This window comes from Enterobacter sp. RHBSTW-00175 (genome assembly GCF_013927005.1).
In the GTDB taxonomy this organism is placed as follows: domain Bacteria; phylum Pseudomonadota; class Gammaproteobacteria; order Enterobacterales; family Enterobacteriaceae; genus Enterobacter.
This window is the reverse complement of the sequence record NZ_CP055930.1, coordinates 4166964-4184053: the sequence shown is the minus strand read 5'-3', so window position 1 is coordinate 4184053 and position 17090 is coordinate 4166964. Positions and strand designations below refer to the sequence as shown.

Here is a 17090-nt window from a genome sequence, read left to right as displayed (position 1 = left end):
CTGATAATCAGGTTTATGCAGTTCGCTGCAGGATTGCGCTGATTTCGCTTAACTGCGCGGGAGTCGCTTTATCCAGCCCGTGAACGGTACTGGTATCAACCATGTTCAGCGGCGTCAGATACGTGTCACCGCCCTCTACCGGGGCTATGTTCTCCATGCGCCGGATATCGTTGACCGACAGCCAGCCCCACTGACGGCCCAGCGCGTAGGACTCGTAACGCGATTTCTGATCGCCGCGCAGCAGCGACGAGACGTTAAACTCGATGTAAAAGTCTCGACGCTCGCTGGGTAACAACAAATCGCGCATCATTGCCGCTTCATGGCGCTTCAGCCAGGCCAGTAGCGTGTACATCACGTACTGAAGACCCTGGTGCTCGATGTTGTTGTTGGTCGATTTGTCGAGAAGCTGAATCATGTGTGGCGGGATTTTGTAAAGCCTGCACACCTCGTTTACCGTCCACTGGCGCGATTGCAGCAGCTGCGCTTTTTCATTGTCCTGAGACAGCTGCTTATAGCTCATTCCCTCCTGCAGCAACGCCACACTGAAGGCGTTTCTCACGCCGGAATAGCGGTCCGTCCATTTGGCCAGAAGCTTATCAATTGACGCCTGGCTCTTGATGGCTCCGGCCTCTTTGGGGCGTTCAATCACGCCGGACATCGTGGTGCCACGGGCGAACACCTGCGCAGCATGCTGCTCAACCGCCATGCCCAGCCCGAGAACGTCCGCGTTCGTCTGAATCGGCGAGGTGCCGATGTACCCGTCGAGCGAGAAATACTTGATGTGATGCATCATGCGCATCGGTACCGTTTCACCCAGCTCAGGCAGCTCGTAATACGGCATCCCGTCCGGCCCTTTCAGGACGATGACCTTTTTAGGGTTAATCGGTATCAATTCAGCGATATCGCCGTTGCCGTGCCGGTCAATCAGGGAATAGCTGTTCCCCTCAAGCCCCAGCACGCCCTGCTGCTGTTCGTAATACTCAAAGCTGGTGTCCTTTCTGTTCGGCTGCGAATGGATCACATCGTACAGGGGGTGATCCGTTGCCCTGCGTCGACCGCCTTTTTCGTCGCGCTGGTAAAGCTCACAGGGCAGCTGGGCGATGGATTCTGCAAGGAGCGTCACACAGGCGCGAATGGCCCCGATCCCCATTGCCGTTTCCGGCGTCACCAGCATGCCCGATGAGCTCTTGCTGGCACTGACGCTCCCGAGAACCGTTGTCCAGTTACTCCCTCCCGGACGCGACCTGCCCCGGAAGAACTGAGGAATGAACATCAGTTACCCCCCGGTAAATCATTCGCTGGTGCAGCGGCTCTGGCTGCAAAATAGGATGCCAGCAGGCAAAACACGCCTGCAGCAATAACGCCTGCAGGCGGAAAAACCATCCACGCGCCAACCGAGATAAGCGCCGCGCCAAGAAGGCCGATCATAAAGGTAATAATTGCCGTTAACATGCGACGTCTTCCTCATCATAAACGGATTGATTGCTGGCCCGACCGTTCAGCATTGCGCGGCCTATTGCCATAAACAGCGCTGTCGCGCCGTCAATTTTTGACTGTTTGTCGCCTTTCGTAGGCCGGACTATATCGTCGCTACCGGGGACATTTTTTCCAATAACGTTGCTGATACACCATGACAGGATGGGGTTTCCGTCATGGTGGAACCGCCCGCCAGCGAGCGCCGCTTCCAGCTCCTTCATAGGCGGCGACATGTTGGTGTAGTCCTGCCGGATAGAAATGGGTTCAAACCCGTGGTCCTGCAGCTCGTGGCTGAGTGCCGTGGCACCGCTGGGGTCGATGGGAATCTCGCTGATGCGGACCTTATTAATCTCCTGGAGGTCGATGATGCTGGCCAGAATTTCGCGATAGTCCGCTTCTGCTCCATCTGTCGCTTCAAGCGCCCCCATTTCGACAAACTTCACATATCGGTCTGCAGTTTTGGCAATTTTCGGATCCGTGCTCCGGACCGTGTCCTCCGGTACCCAGAATTTCGGCCTGATGCAGTAGTAGTGTTTCTTACCCTCAATTTCGCGGACGAAAACGCCAACACCGGCGTTAAGATCCAGCCGCTGGGCAAGGTCCAGACCGAGGTAATAATCCTCGCCGGCAAAGTCCTCGTAGCGCAGGGATTTATCGGCGGCAGCATGCCACTGCGTCATGTTGTAGAACGCGGCTTTACCGGATACCCAGATATTCAGGCGCTTCGTTTTAAAGGCGTTGACCTTACGCGGAACCTGTTTAGCGACCTCCATCTCCGCCAGCAGATCGTCATACGATATCGACACGTCGAGGTTAGGGTTCGCTTTAATGAAGTTGGTCGGGTCGGTCCATTCATCCCCTTCATCGAGATCATAAATCAGGCCAAACAGGCGTTCGTTAGGGACATGCCCGTTAAGCATCTCCTTGACCTGTTTATCCTTGTCATAGCATGGCGATTCCAGCGACGTACCCGCTGTGGTAATGATGAGCGTCAGCGGCTGCGAACGTGCGCCCATACCCAGCGTCATGGCTTCATACATGTGATCCGTATCGTGCTCATGATATTCATCAATGATCGCGCAGTGAGGGCTGTCACCGTCGCCAGGCTTCCCGGCGATAGGCGCGAACAGAGAACCGTCCGGACGGGTCAGGCTGTCAACCCAGACCGAAATACTGAATTTTGAGCGAAGCGACGGAAGGCGATCTGCCATCTGCCTGGCTGGGGTGAAGACCTTTTTCGCCTGCGCCATCGTGGTGGCCCCGCAGTACACTTCGGCGCTGTTTTCACCGTCAGCGCAGAACATGTACGTGCCTATACCTGCCGCGAAAAACGATTTCCCGTTTTTCCTGGCCACCCGGATATACGCTTCGCGAAATCGGCGTTTTTTGGTCTTTTTCGTGACCCAGCCAAAAATCGAGCCAAATGCAAACGCCTGCCAGGGTTCCAGCTTCAGTTTTTGACCAGCCAAATCGCCGCTGGAGTGTGGTAATAGCTGAACGAAACGGCAGGCGCGTTCCGCCAGTTCACGGTCGAAACGGTAGGGATAATCCTTATCGAGAGAAATTTTCAGATCATTAAAATGGCGCTGGCATGCCAGCTGGATGGTCTTGCAGGCGAGTATTTTCCCGTTCAGCACATCCCGCGCATACTGGTTCGCCATATTGACGCTCGGGTACGCGGCCATAATAAGTCCCTAAAATTGGGACCATTGCCCCAATCAAAATTCGTCAAATTCATTGCCGGATTTACTTTCTTCGCCCGGCGTGCGTTTTCTGGCTCTGCTGTTAGGATCAAGTTTCAGGACCACGCTAAGACGGATAAGCTGTGAGATATACTTATCCCGCGCCTTTACTGCGGCCCCCATTTTCTGCCCACCGGCAGCAGTTTCATCCCCAATCCCATCAGCTTTTATTTCCTGGTTCGCGTCGAAAAGGAGCTGCACCGTGTTGCAATATTCCATCAGCAAATAGCAGTCCTCCATTTCGAACGAACCATGATTAATGAGAATTTTGCAGGTTCGTTTCCAGGCATCGATCGCCATCTCACCCAACAGTTCATCTGGCGGTGAAACTGCACGAGTCAGAGAACTTAACTGCGATCCGGTCTTCTTCGGCTTACGACCTCCACCCGGCGATCTCACTCCGGTACTCATAGCGAAACACCTCAAATATCATCAAAAAAAAAATTCTTATTTCTCACACGCAAAAAACTACCGGAAGCGGCAGTCCTTAAAAGCGAAAGGGGTTGGGGATTTAGCCCCCCCTACCCCCTGTCGCCAGCGCCGCGCTGCTGCCCCCGCCTCAATCGAGGTGGAAGTCGTCGCTCAGGCTGCGCCTACGCCCGCTGCTCGCGTTGTGAGGACAAGCCTTTGAGTTGTGCCCGGACTTCCCACAATAGCTGCAGCGCAGGCTAACACGCCGTGATGAACCGCCCCACGTATTAGGGCAGTTAGCGCCCGTGTGCAGATGTGAACCGCAATAGGTGCAACGGGTATAGCTCATCGGATACGCTCCTTCCCGGTCTTCGTCCTATGGCATGGCCAGCACAGTGACTCCAGGTTGTCATCATTATCCGTTCCACCGTGCGCCTTAGCGATGATATGATCGACGGTACTCGCACGTGTTGCTATACCAACACGTCGACACTCCTGGCATACATGCTTATCTCGCTGAAGAATACGTGCGCGCCTAACTTCCCAGGGACGCCCGTAACCACGCTCTTGCCGGCTTTTACCGTTCTGGTAGTTGCGCCATCCTTCTCCAACATGCTGCTGCCGATGCCGGACGCAATAGCCGCTTGAGTCATTTGTAAGCTCAGCACAGCCTTTGTGTCTGCATGGCCTTTTGATACGTGGGGGCATACCTACGACCAACCTTATGTTTAAGCTTGTTCATTTTTCCGACTTCAGAGATTAGCTTTATCCGCTGGTGGGGATAATTGCTGAGTTATCCCCAGTAAGGGATAAGACAAAGTCACAAGAAGAAAGGAAGCAGAGCTTGCCTTCAAAACTCATAAATAACGAGAGCCTGCGCGGACAGGCTCACAGCTGAAAGACTTTCTTAGATGTGTGCGTGCGATGCGCATAAAAAAGCCCCGCAGGTTGCGAGGCCGATTTATCCCATACAAGGGATATTTAGTGTTTTATCCCTTAGAGGGGATATTGCCATCACTATGTGGTAGCCCATGGTGATGGCAACAAAAAACCGCCACGAGACGGTTATATTCAGCAGCTCAGAATATTATCGATGAATTACAAACAATGATTTACATCGAGGACAGAGCAAGGGCTGTTCCCGCCGTACCTTTGTTGTCGGATGATTAGAGTTATGTCCGCATATCGGACAAGTCACTGTTGTTTTGGTCGCTGCTTCAACACGTTTAAGTGCATAATCGAAGAATGACATAATTTACCCCCTATAAGAGTAAGGGTTATCTTATCACAGTTGATTACTTTTTAAGCACAAAGACATTACTCATAGCACTTAATCACTTAGCCAATGCTCTATTCCCAGATTCAAATTAATCGCAACACTAATCAATTCAATGAACACTCCTTTTGAAAATCAAAGACCTCATTTTCGAATTTCTATTTTTTTCTGACATTTCGTCTCACACGCTTTGTTTAAGCGTCACTGACGTTCTTGCTCAATTTGACGTATGCCAGCCAAGTTATTGTTGCCTTTCTCAATCACAGCCAACAGCGGCTTAATCCAGAGGACGGCCTGACAGTAAGTTATTGAGCCGGGGGCAGTGGCGCTATCATTGGTTGCGTCAGCGTTGCTGGTATCGGGGCGCATTGCGCTGGCACGTAAACGGTGCGCGTATTCGAGCAACCCACCAGCAACATCAGCAGGAACAGGCAGATCACAGGTTTTTTCACGGCGGAGTATCTCCCGGTATTCGATAACAGTGTTATCGGTGCTGGCATCAATCAGCGAGTAAAGTCGGTTTGCGTGTTCGGCTACCTGGTTAAAACGGTTGAAGTTAAGAGCCTGTGTTGCGATAACCGTCCCCTGCAAAGTGTTGTCATTACGCAGAACGTCATTATCACTCTGCAACGTAGCTACATCGGTTCGGCTGTTTGCCAGCAGAACAAGCAGCACGGCAACAACGACCACTACGGCCACCAGCAATATCGAACGCCATGCAGCTTTCATATCCGCCAGAGTAATCACGACAGGAACAGAGCACGCTCCGCCTCACGCCGACGAATCAGCCCATTCAGGACTTTTCCACCAGCTTTATTCCAGCGCAGGAACTCGTCAGCAGCGCCAGCGGAATCACCAGCGTTGAGTTTCCGCAACAGTGTAGAAGTCGACAACGAGCGAACTCCGAGGTTATACGTAAATGCCGCCAGCGCATCGAACTGACCCTGTGTCAGCCCAACTTTAACCAGACGAGAGACGTCGCTTTCGTAACTCACCAGACCAGTTTTCAACAGGCGCTCGGCGGTATCCTGCTTAATGGTCATCCCAGCGCGGATTGGTTTCCCATCGACAGGCTGAGTCCAGCCATATCCGATCGTCCATACCCCTACACTGTCCTGGTAAGCGGTAAGTTTGCATCCTTCGAACTCTTTGATTAGAGCAATCCCTTTGTCACTGGTTTGCATCACCGCCTCCGAATCGAGAACTAAACACCCTGCCAGCTACAGCTTTAACTTGTTCAACGCCAACAAACCCCAGCGCTCCGCCAATAGCAATTGACAGAGACTGGGGAAGGTTAAAGTAATCAAGAGCTGATACAGCTGTAAGAGTTAGCGCTCCGCAAATGGAGCCCTCAAGAATCATTTTTTTCCAGCCGCCGCCGCCGTAGGCAATTCTCATGGCAGCCATGACCACCGATAGCAATACGGCACCCATCGGCGTTTCACCGCGCCACCAGCTGTGGAGTAATTCGATAAACTCCGTCCAGGAGTGGGGATCGTTATGCATTTTCATAGTCTCTCACCTCGCCAGGTTGCGGGTGCTGTGTTTTGAAATAAAAAAGGTCGCCCGACGGCGACCTTCATTCTTTTGGTGCAAGAACACCAGATTAGTGACGTATTTTATCCATATATAGTTCTTCAAATTCAGAATCGCTAAACTAAATTCATTCATGAGAACAGTAAAGGACCTTGAATCTTAGACAGCTAAACCCACAATATCGACAACTACATTTTAAATCTATATAAGTTTCTTTTATAGCAACACTTCAACCCTTAAGAATAATTAAACATTAATATAGTTGCCATTTGTTACTATATAATTTAATTTATGTCCGCTGACTTCCGCAGGTATAAGACAGATAATTGGGTAAAGCAGTATCATTACTTTTGCGGAGAAGGATGATGTCGTTCTCCGCATTTTTTAGATAATCAAGATATCCTACACTCTCGACGCATCTCATTGATTACAATCAGAAATGTACATGCATTAATGCTTTCGCCGTTCACTAAATCGCAAGAACATCCCTGTAAAACCATGTAACTCATTATTTTTTAAGCCGGCGAATCCTTGCCTCTGCTATTTTGTCCGCTAGTTCTCTGCTTTCCTGAAATGGATGTACTATTCTCTAAGAGAACAAAAAACGCGCAGGAGGGTCAAATGTACAGCTCTATTTTGGTTCCAATTGACATTGCCGAGGAAGACCTGACAAACATGGTTATTCCTTACGTTCAGACACATGCAGTACTTAATACAACCAAAGTCCATTTTCTTGCAGTTGTTCCTTTCCATTCATTTTATACGTCATTAGGTTTGGCATATTCAGCTGAAATGCCAAGCATTAATGAAATACGACAAAGTGCTTTATCAAAACTCAATGAAATTGTTAAACAATTCAGGTTACCTGTAGAAAAAATTGAGACTCACATTGCCGACGGATCACCTAAAGACCAAATTCTCAAATTCGCGCATAAAATTGGTGCAGATTTAATTATTATTGCTTCTCATCGCCCTAACATAACGACCTATCTTTTAGGTTCAAACGCTGCTGATGTTGTTCGGCACGCAAAATGCCCTGTTCTGGTCGTTAGGTAGCAATCTGAATTCCGCAACATGCTGGCAAGGAAAGTTATTACTCCTGAGTAAAATTATATAAACTCAGGTTTACGGAGGTCAGGCGATACGCCAGGGGTGGACTGATGTAGTGCAAATTCGAATCCCCTGTCGTATCCCTAGGAAAAGTGATGCTATAACGCAATTTAAACCAGTAACCAAGATAAACATACAGCCCCCGTGAGGCCACCAGCTGCTACCGTAGTACCAGATACAGGATCGGACATTTAGCCCCCTCTTATTGCGGTTAATCCTCTCAGAAAATATGAGGGGAAAAAAAAGGCCGCTTCCGCGACCATACGTTTATTCTTCTACCAGCTTCCTTACCTCACTTACCGTCTGGTCAAATCGGTCCTCTTCCAGTTCTACGCCAATAGCCTGGCGGCCCAGTTCAATCGCTGCTTTAACAGTTGATCCCGAACCCATGAAGAAATCGGCCACAACATCGCCGGGCCTGCTGCTGGCGTTGATGATTTGCCGCAGCATATCAGCGGGCTTTTCGCACGGGTGTTTACCTGGGTAGAACTGGACGGGTTTATGGGTCCAGATGTCGGTATATGGCACGGCTACTGTCACAGAGAAATGCCGCCGAAGAGATTTATACTCTTCCAGCAGATCAAGGTATTTCCGGTTCAACGAATGCCACGTGGCCACTAGCTGGTGGTGAGGTGCTTGTAGTTCAGAAGCGCGGTGTTTCTCAATTGCTATCTGAGTGAACAATTCCTGCAGCTTTTTGTAATCCTGCTCGTTTGGTAATTGCCACTGGCTGGCCCCGAACCAGTGGGACACCATGTTTTTCTTTCCAGTGGCGTCTGCAATTTGCCTGGAAGTAACCCCCAGCTCAGTTCTGGCATCGCGAAAGTAAGAAATTAACGGGGCCATGACGTGTTGTTTAACCTCGTTGCTTTTCTCACTGAATCCATCGCTTTTCGGCTTATATGGTCCCTGGTAATGCTCAGCGAAAAGAATGCGTTCCGTCGCAGGGAAGTAAGAGCGAAGGCTCTCCTTATTGCATCCATTCCAGCGGCCTGAAGGCTTCGCCCAGATGATATGGTTCAGGATGTTGAACCGATTACGCATCATGATCTCAATGTCTGACGCCAGGCGGTGGCCGGAGAAGAGATAAAGGCTGCCGGCAGGTTTAAGCACTCGCCAGAACTGTGCCAAGCACATATCGAGCCAGCGGAGATAATCCTCATCCCCTTTCCACTGGTTATCCCAGCCATTCGGCTTAACCTTGAAATAAGGTGGGTCAGTAACAATGAGGTCAATAGAGTCATCGGGAAGTTGCGCAAGGTACTGAAGACAATCGGCGTTCACTAATTTTGCACTGGATATTTTTACAGTATTTTTCATAGATCAGTCAGCGGGTCTCTGATAGGCTCAACATGCTTTAGCGCTAAAGCGGTGGGCCTTGGTTCGCTTGTGACCTTCAACATGAGCAAATGGCTGGCCGGGTGCTACAACACCCACCAGCCGCCCATTCCACAAAAAAAGCCCCCATCACTGGAGGCGCTTGTAACATCCGAATTGATAATCTGATAGCCCCGCTATAACCAGTTGCGTAAGTATGAACTGGCATTTTTCACAGCTAAGGTGGGTATTCTGTGCAATTTCTCCAGCGGTAGCTGGTGACGTGCTTAATTCGTTAAAAACCGCCTTTGCTTCTGCGGTCATATACGGTTGATTTTGCATGTCTTTTACCTGTTTTTAAGGGCGTGACACACAGATAACTCTGGTCGCTGATAACAGCAAGTTTTCCTTACCAAAGTTTATTTTGAACCGGTGATTTCAAGGGGCCTTCTAATATCTCGGCTTCACCATTGTTACAAATATCATCGCCAATGGTGAGATGCCATATCCCATGAATGACGTTTCCAGTTTCCAGGTCTTCAGTAACCCCCTCGGAGTAAAAAGCAACCTGAACGACACCGTTGTGTTGAATCCAGTAATAACCTTCTTTCATATCCATGAACCTCCATCACTTTATGGAAGTGTAGATCTTTTTAAATCCAACTGGCGTTAGAAATACTGAAAGTTAAATGAAGTACGGCGATATGACAGGGGTACTGATGCAATGCACCTCGCGAATACCCCTGTCGTATCGCCTTAAAGCAAAAGCCCCGACTGGCGGGGCTCTCGTTATTTTCAAATTGTCGCTTAAGTTCGCTGCCATCGCGGCGCAGCTCTGCCAAGCATGAATGGATTATCTAAATTTATGGCTCGTTTTCAATGCCTAAATAAAAATAAAGCACGAAAAGCTAAAAGACACTAATTCAGCTCTGCTCAGCCAGGAGTTTCCGCGTAGACAAAAAGACCTTAGCCCTGAAAATTTCCAGGCACCATCGAACTCGTTTTCTGGCCTCCCAATCCGTTAGCCACGGTGCGATCGACTGTAGTTCCCGCGTAATGTCTGAGATTTTTTTGCGTGTGGTGTAATACTGCAGGCCGACGATATAAACCGGGTCATTTACATCAAGCGCCTGCAGCACTGACTGCTCGACAAAATCAACGTCATCATCGTGCATGGCTTCATCAATGATGCTGGTGGCTGGCTGTGGCCAAAGGATTGCGTGGGCACGATTAAGCGCCTGCGGCCCTCTGAATCCTTCACCCCGAGCTTGTTCGAGTGCAACCGTAAAGCGAGACAATGCCTTGTCTGACCATCGCCCGCCCTTAAGGACATCCCAGCAGGCATGTGCACGGGGTAGACGTGGGGCTGCTCCTCCGCTTACACCCTCTCCCCATGTTGTAAGCAATGACTTAATCCATGCCGCCTGAATACCTGTCAGAAGCATGCTTTTACCCAGCCAGCTTTTACGCGGCGCAGTCGCTGCTTTACCCAGCGCTTCAATATGATTACGGCGTTGACGTGGTGTCATCCTGTTCGCTCCTTACGCCAGAACGCCGAGCGCGTAGGCCCGGTCCAGCACTTTAATGATCATCTCCAGCTGCGAGCCATATTTGCGCTCGAATGCCAGCCGGTCGTTATGTAGTTCGGTGTGATGTTTGCGGCAAAGCGGGATTGCAAAGATGTCATGGGCTTTTGTACCCATACCACCCTGCCCCCAGCCAATTAAGTGGTGCGGATCGTCTGATGGCTGGTGGCAGCATTCACAGGGCTGAGTTTTTACCCATGCCAGATACTCTCGACATTGCCAGCGCAGGCGTTTAGGTCGGCGCATAAATGACTGAGGCGGTTCTGGATCGACCAAAACTCCAACGATAGGTTTTGGTAGTGGTTCTGGCAGGGTTACTTTCGACACTTTTTCAGCGAGGATGCTGGTGGCAGGCACGCTAGGTGTTATGTCACTTTCGCGGCCAATTTTACCCTCATCAGGCAGGCGTAACGCATTACGCACGGCTGATTCTGGCAGGGCATCCGTCACGCCGTAGCGAACTGCCCACCAGCTCAATTCAGCAAGCGATATTTCCCGGGCATTATCTATACTGAGAGCCACGCGAATGGAGTTCAGAACCCAGGAGATTACATTTTGGCGGGCCAGCGACGCCAGAGCTTCCGTATGCTGGCCACGCAGCAGGTTGTCACAGTAACCGCAAAGCAGAATTGAACCGGGCTCATGGTGCATGACGGTCATTTCGTGATAGTGATAATCACTATGCTCGTACTGGCAACGTCCACCAGCGTACCGAAGCAACCAATAATCCAGACCACTAATCCCACCAGCGGCATGAATCACTTTGTCATTCAGAAAAAAAGATCGAAGCGCTGTATCATCGCCGAGAGGCTGCCGGGCATCAGGAACGCGACCGGTTTCCAGATTTGCCATACTCTCTGGTTGCCGCTCAATCAGCACCCTACCGCCGCCAAATAAACTCATAAGTTCGCTGCCGGGCTTCAACAGCACAACACCAAGCTCTCTGACGATTACAGGTTGAAGGAGCGCGCGCATCAGTCGATATTCCTGATAATGATCTGACCGATTTCACCCCATAGCTTCGTAATCCGAGCATCCCATATATGAGCGTCATCTTCATAAATGGCATCGGAGAGTGCTTTAACCAGGTTATCGAAGTCAGGTTTACTCTGGTGTGGCTTACCATCAAACTGCTGGCGCTTCTTCTTACTCCAGCTTTTTGGCATTGGAATGATGAAGGTGATGTGTGAATTGGATTCGGGCATAGTGACACCCAGGAGCCGGACATGGTCGCAGTAAGCCCAGTAACGCATTACTTCTGGGCGCTTCTTCCACTTGTCTGCACGCGTCATACGCGGCTTACCCACAGGGATTATGTTGTAGACTGTCACACTCGCCCCCATGCCCGGGAACGCAAGCTTTGCTGTGTCTTAGGTGAGGATTCTTGCTGCGGCAGAAGAGCGCTAACTATCCAAAGCCGAGGGTCAATATCGAGGCTCTTTTCAACGGGAACGCCTTTGGATTTATAGCGTTCCACCAGCTCACTGGCTTCTTCCGTTGTAAGCCCGGTGTGAGTGAACCAGCTTTTCTTCATGCCACCTCCTGCAGGAGTGGCATCAAAAGAAAACCGCTGGCCCTTTGAGGGGTCAGTAAAGATTTATTCTTGTTTGGTTTTTGCGCCATGGTATCTCTCCAGTGGCGCAGCAGGTATAGGGTGTTCAGGCCTATGACGGGAGTGTAACAGAATTCTTGGAAACGCGATAACCAGCCCGCTCAAGCATCTGCGTAAAGAGTGTCGGTGTTCCTACCACCTCATCTTCCTGCAACGGCATAAATGAAACCTCATCACCACGTCTGTACATAATCGCGCGCCCACTGTCTGGAAATGATTGCAGTCGTGCAACGATTACACCATCGTGACACCTGATTACTGCATAGCCCTTTTTCGGTAATTCTTCTTTTTGTTTCACCAATCCCCCCTCCACACTGGAAAGTTATTGAATACTGTATCAATAAAACCAGTCGTCTACGCTTTCCCAGGTCTGCTGGAGGATTTCCTCAACTTTCTTCTTAACTTCCTTTTCACCACCGGAAACACTTAACCCATCCGAACCTGCCCGTCGTATAACCAGGCTGCAATCTTCGAACTGATTCTGGAGTCGTTTTAATAGTACTTTTTCCAGCGCCGGGACTGCGCCCTTTGGAAGTTCTTTAGTACGATCAATGGTTAACTCAACTTTCATAAATGCCTCCGCCGCTTTAACTGTATATTTATACAGTACACCTATGTGTAAATTAGATCAACGACTTAACAGCACGAAATGCTATAGGCAGACGTAAGTGGAAGGAAGGCGATATCCTCTTCGGATTCTCGCAACTACAGAAGATAGTATTGAAGCAAGACAATATTTCCATTATTCTGGAAATATAGAATTAATTCTAAGGAGACGTATGGAACTGAACTTTGCGGCAACTGTGCTGAAAGAGCTTGGACATGCGACAAGGCTCGGGATATACAAAAAATTGATCAAAGCTGGTCCCCAGGGGATGGCAGTAGGGGAACTACAAAAGCAACTTGAGATCCCTGCATCCACATTGAGTCACCATCTATCTTCCTTGATATCAGTATCACTGGTTCGTCAGGAGCGACAGGGAAGAATACTGTATTGCCACGCCTGCTATGAAAATCTTGGAGCACTGATTTCCTTTTTGACAGAAGAGTGCTGTGCAGAGTCAGTCGAACAGCAATGTATTAATAGTGATTTCGGAGAACAAAATGCCCAATGAATTAAAAAATGTTGAAGAAAAACTGTTCGACACCTCAATCACAGAGGCAAGATTCGGTGTTCCTACAGTCCCTCATCCGCCGCGAATCATCATGCTATACGGCTCTGTACGTGAACGCTCTTACAGCCGACTGGCAACGGAAGAAGCAGCAAGATTGCTTACTGCCATGGGCGCAGAGGTGCGGATCTTCAATCCCTCAGGCTTGCCTCTTCCTGACGATGCACCAGATTCTCATCCCAAAGTCATGGAGTTGCGTGAGCTGGTTCGTTGGTCCGAAGGGATGGTGTGGTGTTCTCCTGAACGCCATGGTGCGATGACCGGCATCATGAAGGCCCAGATTGATTGGATACCACTTTCAGAAGGCGCTGTTCGCCCTTCGCAGGGTAAAACACTGGCCGTTATGCAAGTCTGCGGTGGCTCTCAGTCTTTCAATGCCGTAAACCAGATGCGCATTCTTGGCCGCTGGATGCGGATGATCACCATCCCGAATCAGTCCTCTGTGGCAAAAGCCTGGCAGGAGTTTGATGAAGATGGACGAATGAAACCATCGTCTTATTACGACCGCATCGTGGATGTAATGGAAGAACTGGTGAAATTTACTCTGCTGACCCGAGGTAACTCAGCCTATCTCGTTGATCGCTACAGCGAACGAAAAGAGTCGGCAGAAGAACTTTCCCGGCGAGTTAATCAGAGCAAAATTTGAGGGCTGGTATGAGTGATGTAACGGCATTCAACAACTGCATGAGCGTGTTCTGGCGGCAACATGAAGCCGAACTCTCTCGCTTTCTGACATCGAAGACAGGTGATAGCGAAAAAACAGCAGACCTTCTGCAAGAGCTATTCCTGCGTGCCCGCGCTCATTCAGACAGTTTCTGCGAGATGGAGAATCCACGAGCCTGGCTGTATCGGGCGGCGAGGAATCTGCTGATTGATGATTACCGCACCACCAGGGAGTTTGTTGAGCTGGAAGAAGATGCCCCATTAACAGACGCATCCCCTGATGCAATTTCAACGCTGGATATTTGCCTGCCTGAAACATTACAGGCTTTACAGCACCGACCGGTCACACGCTTCTACTGCTTGATGCGACCGGAGCCTACCATCAGGAAATGGTGCGCCAGATGAGGCAAACGCATGGCCATGTGTTGACGCCAATGATGCAATTGCAGAACCCGGAGAAGACAAAGGTGATTATCGTGACGCTTGCCGAAACGCCCCCTGTACTGGAAGCGGCAAACCTGCAGCAGGATTTGCGCCGGGCCGGAATTGAACCATGGGCATGGGTAATTAATAGTAGTCTGGCTGCTGCGAAACCGTCCTCACCGTTCCTCGTAATCCGAGCCAGTTGCGAACTGCCGCTGATAAATGACGTTACAGATCAGTTTGCAAAGCGTATTGCATTAACACCACTGCAGAACGAGGAACCAGTGGGTGCGGCTCTGCTGGCAAAAATGGCAGGCTAATAGATGGGGCTGCGGCCCCATCTTCTGTCGCCAAACTTTTGCTTATACAGATTATAAGTTTAAGTGCTTAACCTGCTTTCGCGAATTCCGGTAGTTTGTAAAACACCATTACTGGAGCAATTCGATGCACATTATTAAAGCTGAAGAACAGCACATTACCGCGATACGCAATATCTATGCTCACCATGTTCTGCATGGTACAGGTAGCTTCGAAACCGAACCTCCGGATACGCAGGAAATGCTTAACCGGCTGAGGAGCATTCAGTCTCGGGGATTCCCATGGTATATCGCCCTGCAGAGCGATACGGTCATCGGCTACTGTTATATTTCCCGTTACCGCGAACGCCATGCCTATCGGTTTACGGTCGAAAATTCGATATATATTGATCCGGCTTATCAGCGACAAGGCGTCGGAAAAGCACTGCTCGATCATGCATTAAAATGGGCCGAGTCTCAGGGATATCGTCAGATGATTGCTGTTGTGGGTGACAGCGCTAACGTCGCTTCTGTTGCGCTGCATATCCGCGCAGGATTTACTGAAATAGGCACATTAAAGGACATTGGTTTCAAACATGGCCGCTGGCTTGACACGGTTTTGCTGCAAATGAAACTTGGTGAAGGGAATAGAACTCTGCCAAATGATTCAGATCTTATGCTCTGAGGCAGGAATAAGGGGGCATCAGCCCCCTTTATATTTATTTCAATCTCTTACCTGTTTCATCAACGACTTTCTCGCCGTCTTCCTTCGCAAATGCGCCTTTTTGCACATCCGGAAGAATATCCAGTACCACTTCGGAAGGACGGCATAGACGCGTTCCCAACAGTGTAACCACAATCGGACGGTTAATCAGGATCGGATGCTGCAGCATATAGTCGATTAACTGATCGTCAGTAAACTTATCTTCGGCAAGCCCCAGTTCTTCATAAGGCTCGACATTTTTACGCAGCAGCGCCCGTACTGTAATCCCCATATCCGCAATAAGTTTGACCAGCTCATCGCGAGACGGTGGATTGTCAAGGTAATGAATAATGGTCGGTTCATTACCACTGTTGCGGATCATCTCCAGCGTATTACGCGATGTGCCGCAGGCCGGATTGTGATAAATAGTGATGTTGCTCATATCAGTATCTCATTACAAAGTGAAAGAGAGACGTAGCGCCAGCGCCGCCAGCGTTACAAACAGTACAGGCAGAGTCATGATGATCCCGGTGCGGAAATAATATCCCCATGTGATGGTCATGTTCTTCTGTGAAAGTACATGTAGCCAGAGCAGCGTTGCCAGGCTACCAATAGGTGTAATTTTCGGGCCCAGATCGCAGCCAATCACGTTGGCGTAGATCATCGCCTCTTTAATAACGCCAGTTGCAGTGCTTCCATCGATAGAAAGAGCGCCAACCAGCACGGTAGGCATGTTGTTCATGATGGAAGACAGGAAAGCCGTCAGGAAGCCAGTACCCAGTGTCGCGGCCCACAGTCCTTTATCCGCCAGTACGTTCAGCGCACTTGAAAGGTATTCGGTTAGCCCAGCGTTGCGCAGACCGTAGACCACCAGGTACATCCCCAATGAGAAGATGACGATCTGCCATGGCGCACCGCGCAGCACTTTGCCGGTGTTAATGGCATGGCCTCGTTTAGCTACTGCAAACAGGATCACAGCTCCAACAGCCGCAATCGCGCTAACGGGAATACCGAGCGGCTCGAGGACAAAGAACCCAACCAGCAGAAGAATTAAAACTATCCAGCCGGTTCTGAAGGTTGCCAGATCTTTAATCGCCTTTGCCGGTGCTTTCAGGAGAGCCAGGTCGTAAGTCGGTGGAATATCTTTGCGGAAGAACAGATGCAGCATCACCAGCGTGGCGATAATAGCGGCAATATCCACCGGCACCATTACCGACGCATACTCAGTGAAGCCCAGTCCAAAGAAGTCCGCCGAGACTATATTCACCAGGTTCGACACGATAAGCGGCAGGCTGGCCGTATCGGCAATAAAACCGGCAGCCATGACGAATGCCAGCGTGGTGCCTTTGCTGAACCCTAATGCAAGCAGCATGGCGATGACTATCGGCGTCAGAATAAGTGCCGCACCATCGTTGGCAAACAGTGCCGCCACCGCCGCACCGAGCAGAACGATATACGTAAAGAGCAAACGTCCACGACCGTTACCCCAGCGGGAAACGTGCAGCGCTGCCCATTCGAAAAAACCGGACTCATCAAGCAGCAGGCTGATAATAATTACGGCAATAAAGGTCGCCGTCGCGTTCCAGACGATATTCCACACCACCGGAATATCGCCCACATGCACAACGCCTGATATCAGAGCCAGTCCCGCTCCCAGCATTGCACTCCAGCCGATCCCTAATCCCTTCGGTTGCCAGATAACCAAAACAATGGTCAGGACAAAAATAGCACCTGCCAGTAACATACATCCTCCTGACAGGGCGGCTC

24 protein-coding genes and 2 pseudogenes are annotated in these 17090 nt (G+C 50.1%); 6 read left to right on the top strand and 20 right to left on the bottom strand.

Annotated features, from left to right (window positions below; genetic code table 11):
• Nucleotides 1-13: 13 nt before the first annotated feature.
• The 9 genes from HV107_RS20010 to HV107_RS19975 form a co-directional block, all read right to left on the bottom strand.
• Nucleotides 14-1273 (bottom strand): phage portal protein, encoded by a 1260-nt coding sequence (locus tag HV107_RS20010; RefSeq protein ID WP_182060524.1) that lies wholly within the window; start codon nucleotides 1271-1273, stop codon nucleotides 14-16.
• On the bottom strand, nucleotides 1273-1452 hold the full coding sequence (locus tag HV107_RS20005; protein ID WP_182060523.1) for a hypothetical protein: 180 nt from the start codon (nucleotides 1450-1452) through the stop codon (nucleotides 1273-1275). Before HV107_RS20005 ends, HV107_RS20010 begins: the two co-directional genes overlap by 1 nt.
• Nucleotides 1446-3161: a terminase large subunit gene (locus tag HV107_RS20000; RefSeq protein WP_182060522.1), complete on the bottom strand. Its 1716-nt coding sequence runs from the start codon at nucleotides 3159-3161 to the stop codon at nucleotides 1446-1448. Before HV107_RS20000 ends, HV107_RS20005 begins: the two co-directional genes overlap by 7 nt.
• Nucleotides 3162-3194: 33 nt before the next feature.
• Nucleotides 3195-3629, bottom strand: a complete 435-nt coding sequence (locus HV107_RS19995; protein WP_182060521.1) for a P27 family phage terminase small subunit — start codon at nucleotides 3627-3629, stop codon at nucleotides 3195-3197.
• A 345-nt stretch (nucleotides 3630-3974) separates the two neighbouring features.
• Nucleotides 3975-4337 carry an HNH endonuclease gene (locus tag HV107_RS19990; protein WP_182063554.1) on the bottom strand — a complete coding sequence of 121 codons (363 nt, stop codon included), beginning with the start codon at nucleotides 4335-4337 and terminating at the stop codon, nucleotides 3975-3977.
• Between the two features lie 379 nt (nucleotides 4338-4716).
• Nucleotides 4717-4881, bottom strand: a complete 165-nt coding sequence (locus tag HV107_RS27120) for a YnfU family zinc-binding protein (RefSeq protein ID WP_220458414.1) — start codon at nucleotides 4879-4881, stop codon at nucleotides 4717-4719.
• Nucleotides 4882-5106: 225 nt separating this feature from the next.
• The gene (locus HV107_RS19985; RefSeq protein ID WP_182060520.1) at nucleotides 5107-5634 is read right to left on the bottom strand and encodes a hypothetical protein; all 528 of its coding nucleotides are present in this window, start codon (nucleotides 5632-5634) and stop codon (nucleotides 5107-5109) included.
• 14 nt (nucleotides 5635-5648) lie between these two features.
• Entirely contained in the window at nucleotides 5649-6092 is a 444-nt protein-coding gene (locus HV107_RS19980; RefSeq protein WP_182060519.1) for a lysozyme, read from the bottom strand.
• The gene (locus tag HV107_RS19975; protein ID WP_014071190.1) at nucleotides 6076-6417 is read right to left on the bottom strand and encodes a phage holin, lambda family; all 342 of its coding nucleotides are present in this window, start codon (nucleotides 6415-6417) and stop codon (nucleotides 6076-6078) included. Before HV107_RS19975 ends, HV107_RS19980 begins: the two co-directional genes overlap by 17 nt.
• 645 nt (nucleotides 6418-7062) lie before the next feature.
• Between HV107_RS19975 and uspF the strand changes: the two genes are divergently transcribed.
• Nucleotides 7063-7497: a universal stress protein UspF gene (gene uspF / locus HV107_RS19970; protein ID WP_182060518.1), complete on the top strand. Its 435-nt coding sequence runs from the start codon at nucleotides 7063-7065 to the stop codon at nucleotides 7495-7497.
• Between the two features lie 321 nt (nucleotides 7498-7818).
• Here uspF and HV107_RS19965 read toward each other — a convergent pair whose 3' ends face one another.
• The 9 genes from HV107_RS19965 to HV107_RS19930 all read right to left on the bottom strand — a co-directional run bounded on the left by HV107_RS19965 (nucleotide 7819) and on the right by HV107_RS19930 (nucleotide 12637).
• Nucleotides 7819-8871: a site-specific DNA-methyltransferase gene (locus HV107_RS19965; RefSeq protein WP_182060517.1), complete on the bottom strand. Its 1053-nt coding sequence runs from the start codon at nucleotides 8869-8871 to the stop codon at nucleotides 7819-7821.
• A gap of 147 nt (nucleotides 8872-9018) precedes the next feature.
• Entirely contained in the window at nucleotides 9019-9210 is a 192-nt protein-coding gene (locus tag HV107_RS27360) for a TrmB family transcriptional regulator (protein ID WP_259349641.1), read from the bottom strand.
• 67 nt (nucleotides 9211-9277) lie between these two features.
• Complete coding sequence (locus HV107_RS19960) at nucleotides 9278-9481, bottom strand: hypothetical protein (RefSeq protein ID WP_182063553.1); 204 nt, start codon at nucleotides 9479-9481, stop codon at nucleotides 9278-9280.
• 310 nt (nucleotides 9482-9791) lie between these two features.
• Nucleotides 9792-10397, bottom strand: a complete 606-nt coding sequence (locus tag HV107_RS19955; RefSeq protein ID WP_182060516.1) for a hypothetical protein — start codon at nucleotides 10395-10397, stop codon at nucleotides 9792-9794.
• Nucleotides 10398-10409: 12 nt separating this feature from the next.
• Nucleotides 10410-11429, bottom strand: a complete 1020-nt coding sequence (locus HV107_RS19950; protein ID WP_182060515.1) for a DUF968 domain-containing protein — start codon at nucleotides 11427-11429, stop codon at nucleotides 10410-10412.
• The gene (locus HV107_RS19945; RefSeq protein ID WP_409050230.1) at nucleotides 11429-11797 is read right to left on the bottom strand and encodes a RusA family crossover junction endodeoxyribonuclease; all 369 of its coding nucleotides are present in this window, start codon (nucleotides 11795-11797) and stop codon (nucleotides 11429-11431) included. The genes HV107_RS19950 and HV107_RS19945 overlap by 1 nt, the downstream gene beginning before the upstream one ends.
• Entirely contained in the window at nucleotides 11782-11988 is a 207-nt protein-coding gene (locus tag HV107_RS19940) for a hypothetical protein (RefSeq protein WP_182060513.1), read from the bottom strand. The genes HV107_RS19945 and HV107_RS19940 overlap by 16 nt, the downstream gene beginning before the upstream one ends.
• Before the next feature lie 130 nt (nucleotides 11989-12118).
• The gene (locus tag HV107_RS19935; RefSeq protein WP_182060512.1) at nucleotides 12119-12364 is read right to left on the bottom strand and encodes a hypothetical protein; all 246 of its coding nucleotides are present in this window, start codon (nucleotides 12362-12364) and stop codon (nucleotides 12119-12121) included.
• A 39-nt stretch (nucleotides 12365-12403) separates the two neighbouring features.
• A complete protein-coding gene (locus HV107_RS19930; RefSeq protein WP_182060511.1) occupies nucleotides 12404-12637 on the bottom strand; it encodes a DinI-like family protein in 234 nt (77 codons plus the stop codon).
• Between the two features lie 208 nt (nucleotides 12638-12845).
• On the opposite strand from HV107_RS19930, the gene HV107_RS19925 reads away from it, so the two are divergent.
• From HV107_RS19925 to HV107_RS19905, 5 genes and pseudogenes are all read left to right on the top strand, one after another.
• On the top strand, nucleotides 12846-13181 hold the full coding sequence (locus HV107_RS19925) for a helix-turn-helix transcriptional regulator (RefSeq protein WP_182060510.1): 336 nt from the start codon (nucleotides 12846-12848) through the stop codon (nucleotides 13179-13181).
• Nucleotides 13171-13884 carry an arsenical resistance protein ArsH gene (gene arsH, locus HV107_RS19920; protein ID WP_182060509.1) on the top strand — a complete coding sequence of 238 codons (714 nt, stop codon included), beginning with the start codon at nucleotides 13171-13173 and terminating at the stop codon, nucleotides 13882-13884. Before HV107_RS19925 ends, arsH begins: the two co-directional genes overlap by 11 nt.
• A gap of 8 nt (nucleotides 13885-13892) precedes the next feature.
• Nucleotides 13893-14231 (top strand): annotated as a pseudogene (locus tag HV107_RS19915) (sigma factor); the annotation flags it as partial.
• A pseudogene (locus HV107_RS19910) lies at nucleotides 14231-14644 on the top strand (ArsA-related P-loop ATPase); the annotation flags it as partial. The pseudogenes HV107_RS19915 and HV107_RS19910, both read left to right, overlap by 1 nt.
• A 124-nt stretch (nucleotides 14645-14768) precedes the next feature.
• Nucleotides 14769-15305, top strand: a complete 537-nt coding sequence (locus tag HV107_RS19905; protein WP_182060508.1) for a GNAT family N-acetyltransferase — start codon at nucleotides 14769-14771, stop codon at nucleotides 15303-15305.
• 34 nt (nucleotides 15306-15339) lie between these two features.
• Here the strand turns inward: HV107_RS19905 and arsC are convergent, their stop codons facing one another.
• Both arsC and arsB read right to left on the bottom strand, forming a co-directional pair.
• Nucleotides 15340-15765 carry a glutaredoxin-dependent arsenate reductase gene (arsC, locus tag HV107_RS19900; RefSeq protein WP_182060507.1) on the bottom strand — a complete coding sequence of 142 codons (426 nt, stop codon included), beginning with the start codon at nucleotides 15763-15765 and terminating at the stop codon, nucleotides 15340-15342.
• Nucleotides 15766-15777: 12 nt separating this feature from the next.
• Nucleotides 15778-17067 carry an arsenite efflux transporter membrane subunit ArsB gene (arsB, locus tag HV107_RS19895; protein ID WP_182060506.1) on the bottom strand — a complete coding sequence of 430 codons (1290 nt, stop codon included), beginning with the start codon at nucleotides 17065-17067 and terminating at the stop codon, nucleotides 15778-15780.
• Nucleotides 17068-17090 lie beyond the last annotated feature (23 nt).

Excerpts from the sequence above, each read along its gene's own strand:
- HV107_RS20010 (WP_182060524.1), bottom strand. The coding sequence starts at position 1,273 with ATGTTCATTCCTCAGTTCTTCCGGGGCAGGTCGCGTCCGGGAGGGAGT.
- HV107_RS20005 (WP_182060523.1), bottom strand. The coding sequence starts at position 1,452 with ATGTTAACGGCAATTATTACCTTTATGATCGGCCTTCTTGGCGCGGCG.
- HV107_RS20000 (WP_182060522.1), bottom strand. The coding sequence starts at position 3,161 with ATGGCCGCGTACCCGAGCGTCAATATGGCGAACCAGTATGCGCGGGAT.
- HV107_RS19995 (WP_182060521.1), bottom strand. The coding sequence starts at position 3,629 with ATGAGTACCGGAGTGAGATCGCCGGGTGGAGGTCGTAAGCCGAAGAAG.
- HV107_RS19990 (WP_182063554.1), bottom strand. The coding sequence starts at position 4,337 with ATGCCCCCACGTATCAAAAGGCCATGCAGACACAAAGGCTGTGCTGAG.
- HV107_RS27120 (WP_220458414.1), bottom strand. The coding sequence starts at position 4,881 with ATGTCATTCTTCGATTATGCACTTAAACGTGTTGAAGCAGCGACCAAA.
- HV107_RS19985 (WP_182060520.1), bottom strand. The coding sequence starts at position 5,634 with ATGAAAGCTGCATGGCGTTCGATATTGCTGGTGGCCGTAGTGGTCGTT.
- HV107_RS19975 (WP_014071190.1), bottom strand. The coding sequence starts at position 6,417 with ATGAAAATGCATAACGATCCCCACTCCTGGACGGAGTTTATCGAATTA.
- uspF (WP_182060518.1), top strand. The coding sequence starts at position 7,063 with ATGTACAGCTCTATTTTGGTTCCAATTGACATTGCCGAGGAAGACCTG.
- HV107_RS19965 (WP_182060517.1), bottom strand. The coding sequence starts at position 8,871 with ATGAAAAATACTGTAAAAATATCCAGTGCAAAATTAGTGAACGCCGAT.
- HV107_RS27360 (WP_259349641.1), bottom strand. The coding sequence starts at position 9,210 with ATGCAAAATCAACCGTATATGACCGCAGAAGCAAAGGCGGTTTTTAAC.
- HV107_RS19960 (WP_182063553.1), bottom strand. The coding sequence starts at position 9,481 with ATGAAAGAAGGTTATTACTGGATTCAACACAACGGTGTCGTTCAGGTT.
- HV107_RS19955 (WP_182060516.1), bottom strand. The coding sequence starts at position 10,397 with ATGACACCACGTCAACGCCGTAATCATATTGAAGCGCTGGGTAAAGCA.
- HV107_RS19950 (WP_182060515.1), bottom strand. The coding sequence starts at position 11,429 with ATGCGCGCGCTCCTTCAACCTGTAATCGTCAGAGAGCTTGGTGTTGTG.
- HV107_RS19945 (WP_409050230.1), bottom strand. The coding sequence starts at position 11,797 with ATGGGGGCGAGTGTGACAGTCTACAACATAATCCCTGTGGGTAAGCCG.
- HV107_RS19940 (WP_182060513.1), bottom strand. The coding sequence starts at position 11,988 with ATGAAGAAAAGCTGGTTCACTCACACCGGGCTTACAACGGAAGAAGCC.
- HV107_RS19930 (WP_182060511.1), bottom strand. The coding sequence starts at position 12,637 with ATGAAAGTTGAGTTAACCATTGATCGTACTAAAGAACTTCCAAAGGGC.
- HV107_RS19925 (WP_182060510.1), top strand. The coding sequence starts at position 12,846 with ATGGAACTGAACTTTGCGGCAACTGTGCTGAAAGAGCTTGGACATGCG.
- arsH (WP_182060509.1), top strand. The coding sequence starts at position 13,171 with ATGCCCAATGAATTAAAAAATGTTGAAGAAAAACTGTTCGACACCTCA.
- HV107_RS19905 (WP_182060508.1), top strand. The coding sequence starts at position 14,769 with ATGCACATTATTAAAGCTGAAGAACAGCACATTACCGCGATACGCAAT.
- arsC (WP_182060507.1), bottom strand. The coding sequence starts at position 15,765 with ATGAGCAACATCACTATTTATCACAATCCGGCCTGCGGCACATCGCGT.
- arsB (WP_182060506.1), bottom strand. The coding sequence starts at position 17,067 with ATGTTACTGGCAGGTGCTATTTTTGTCCTGACCATTGTTTTGGTTATC.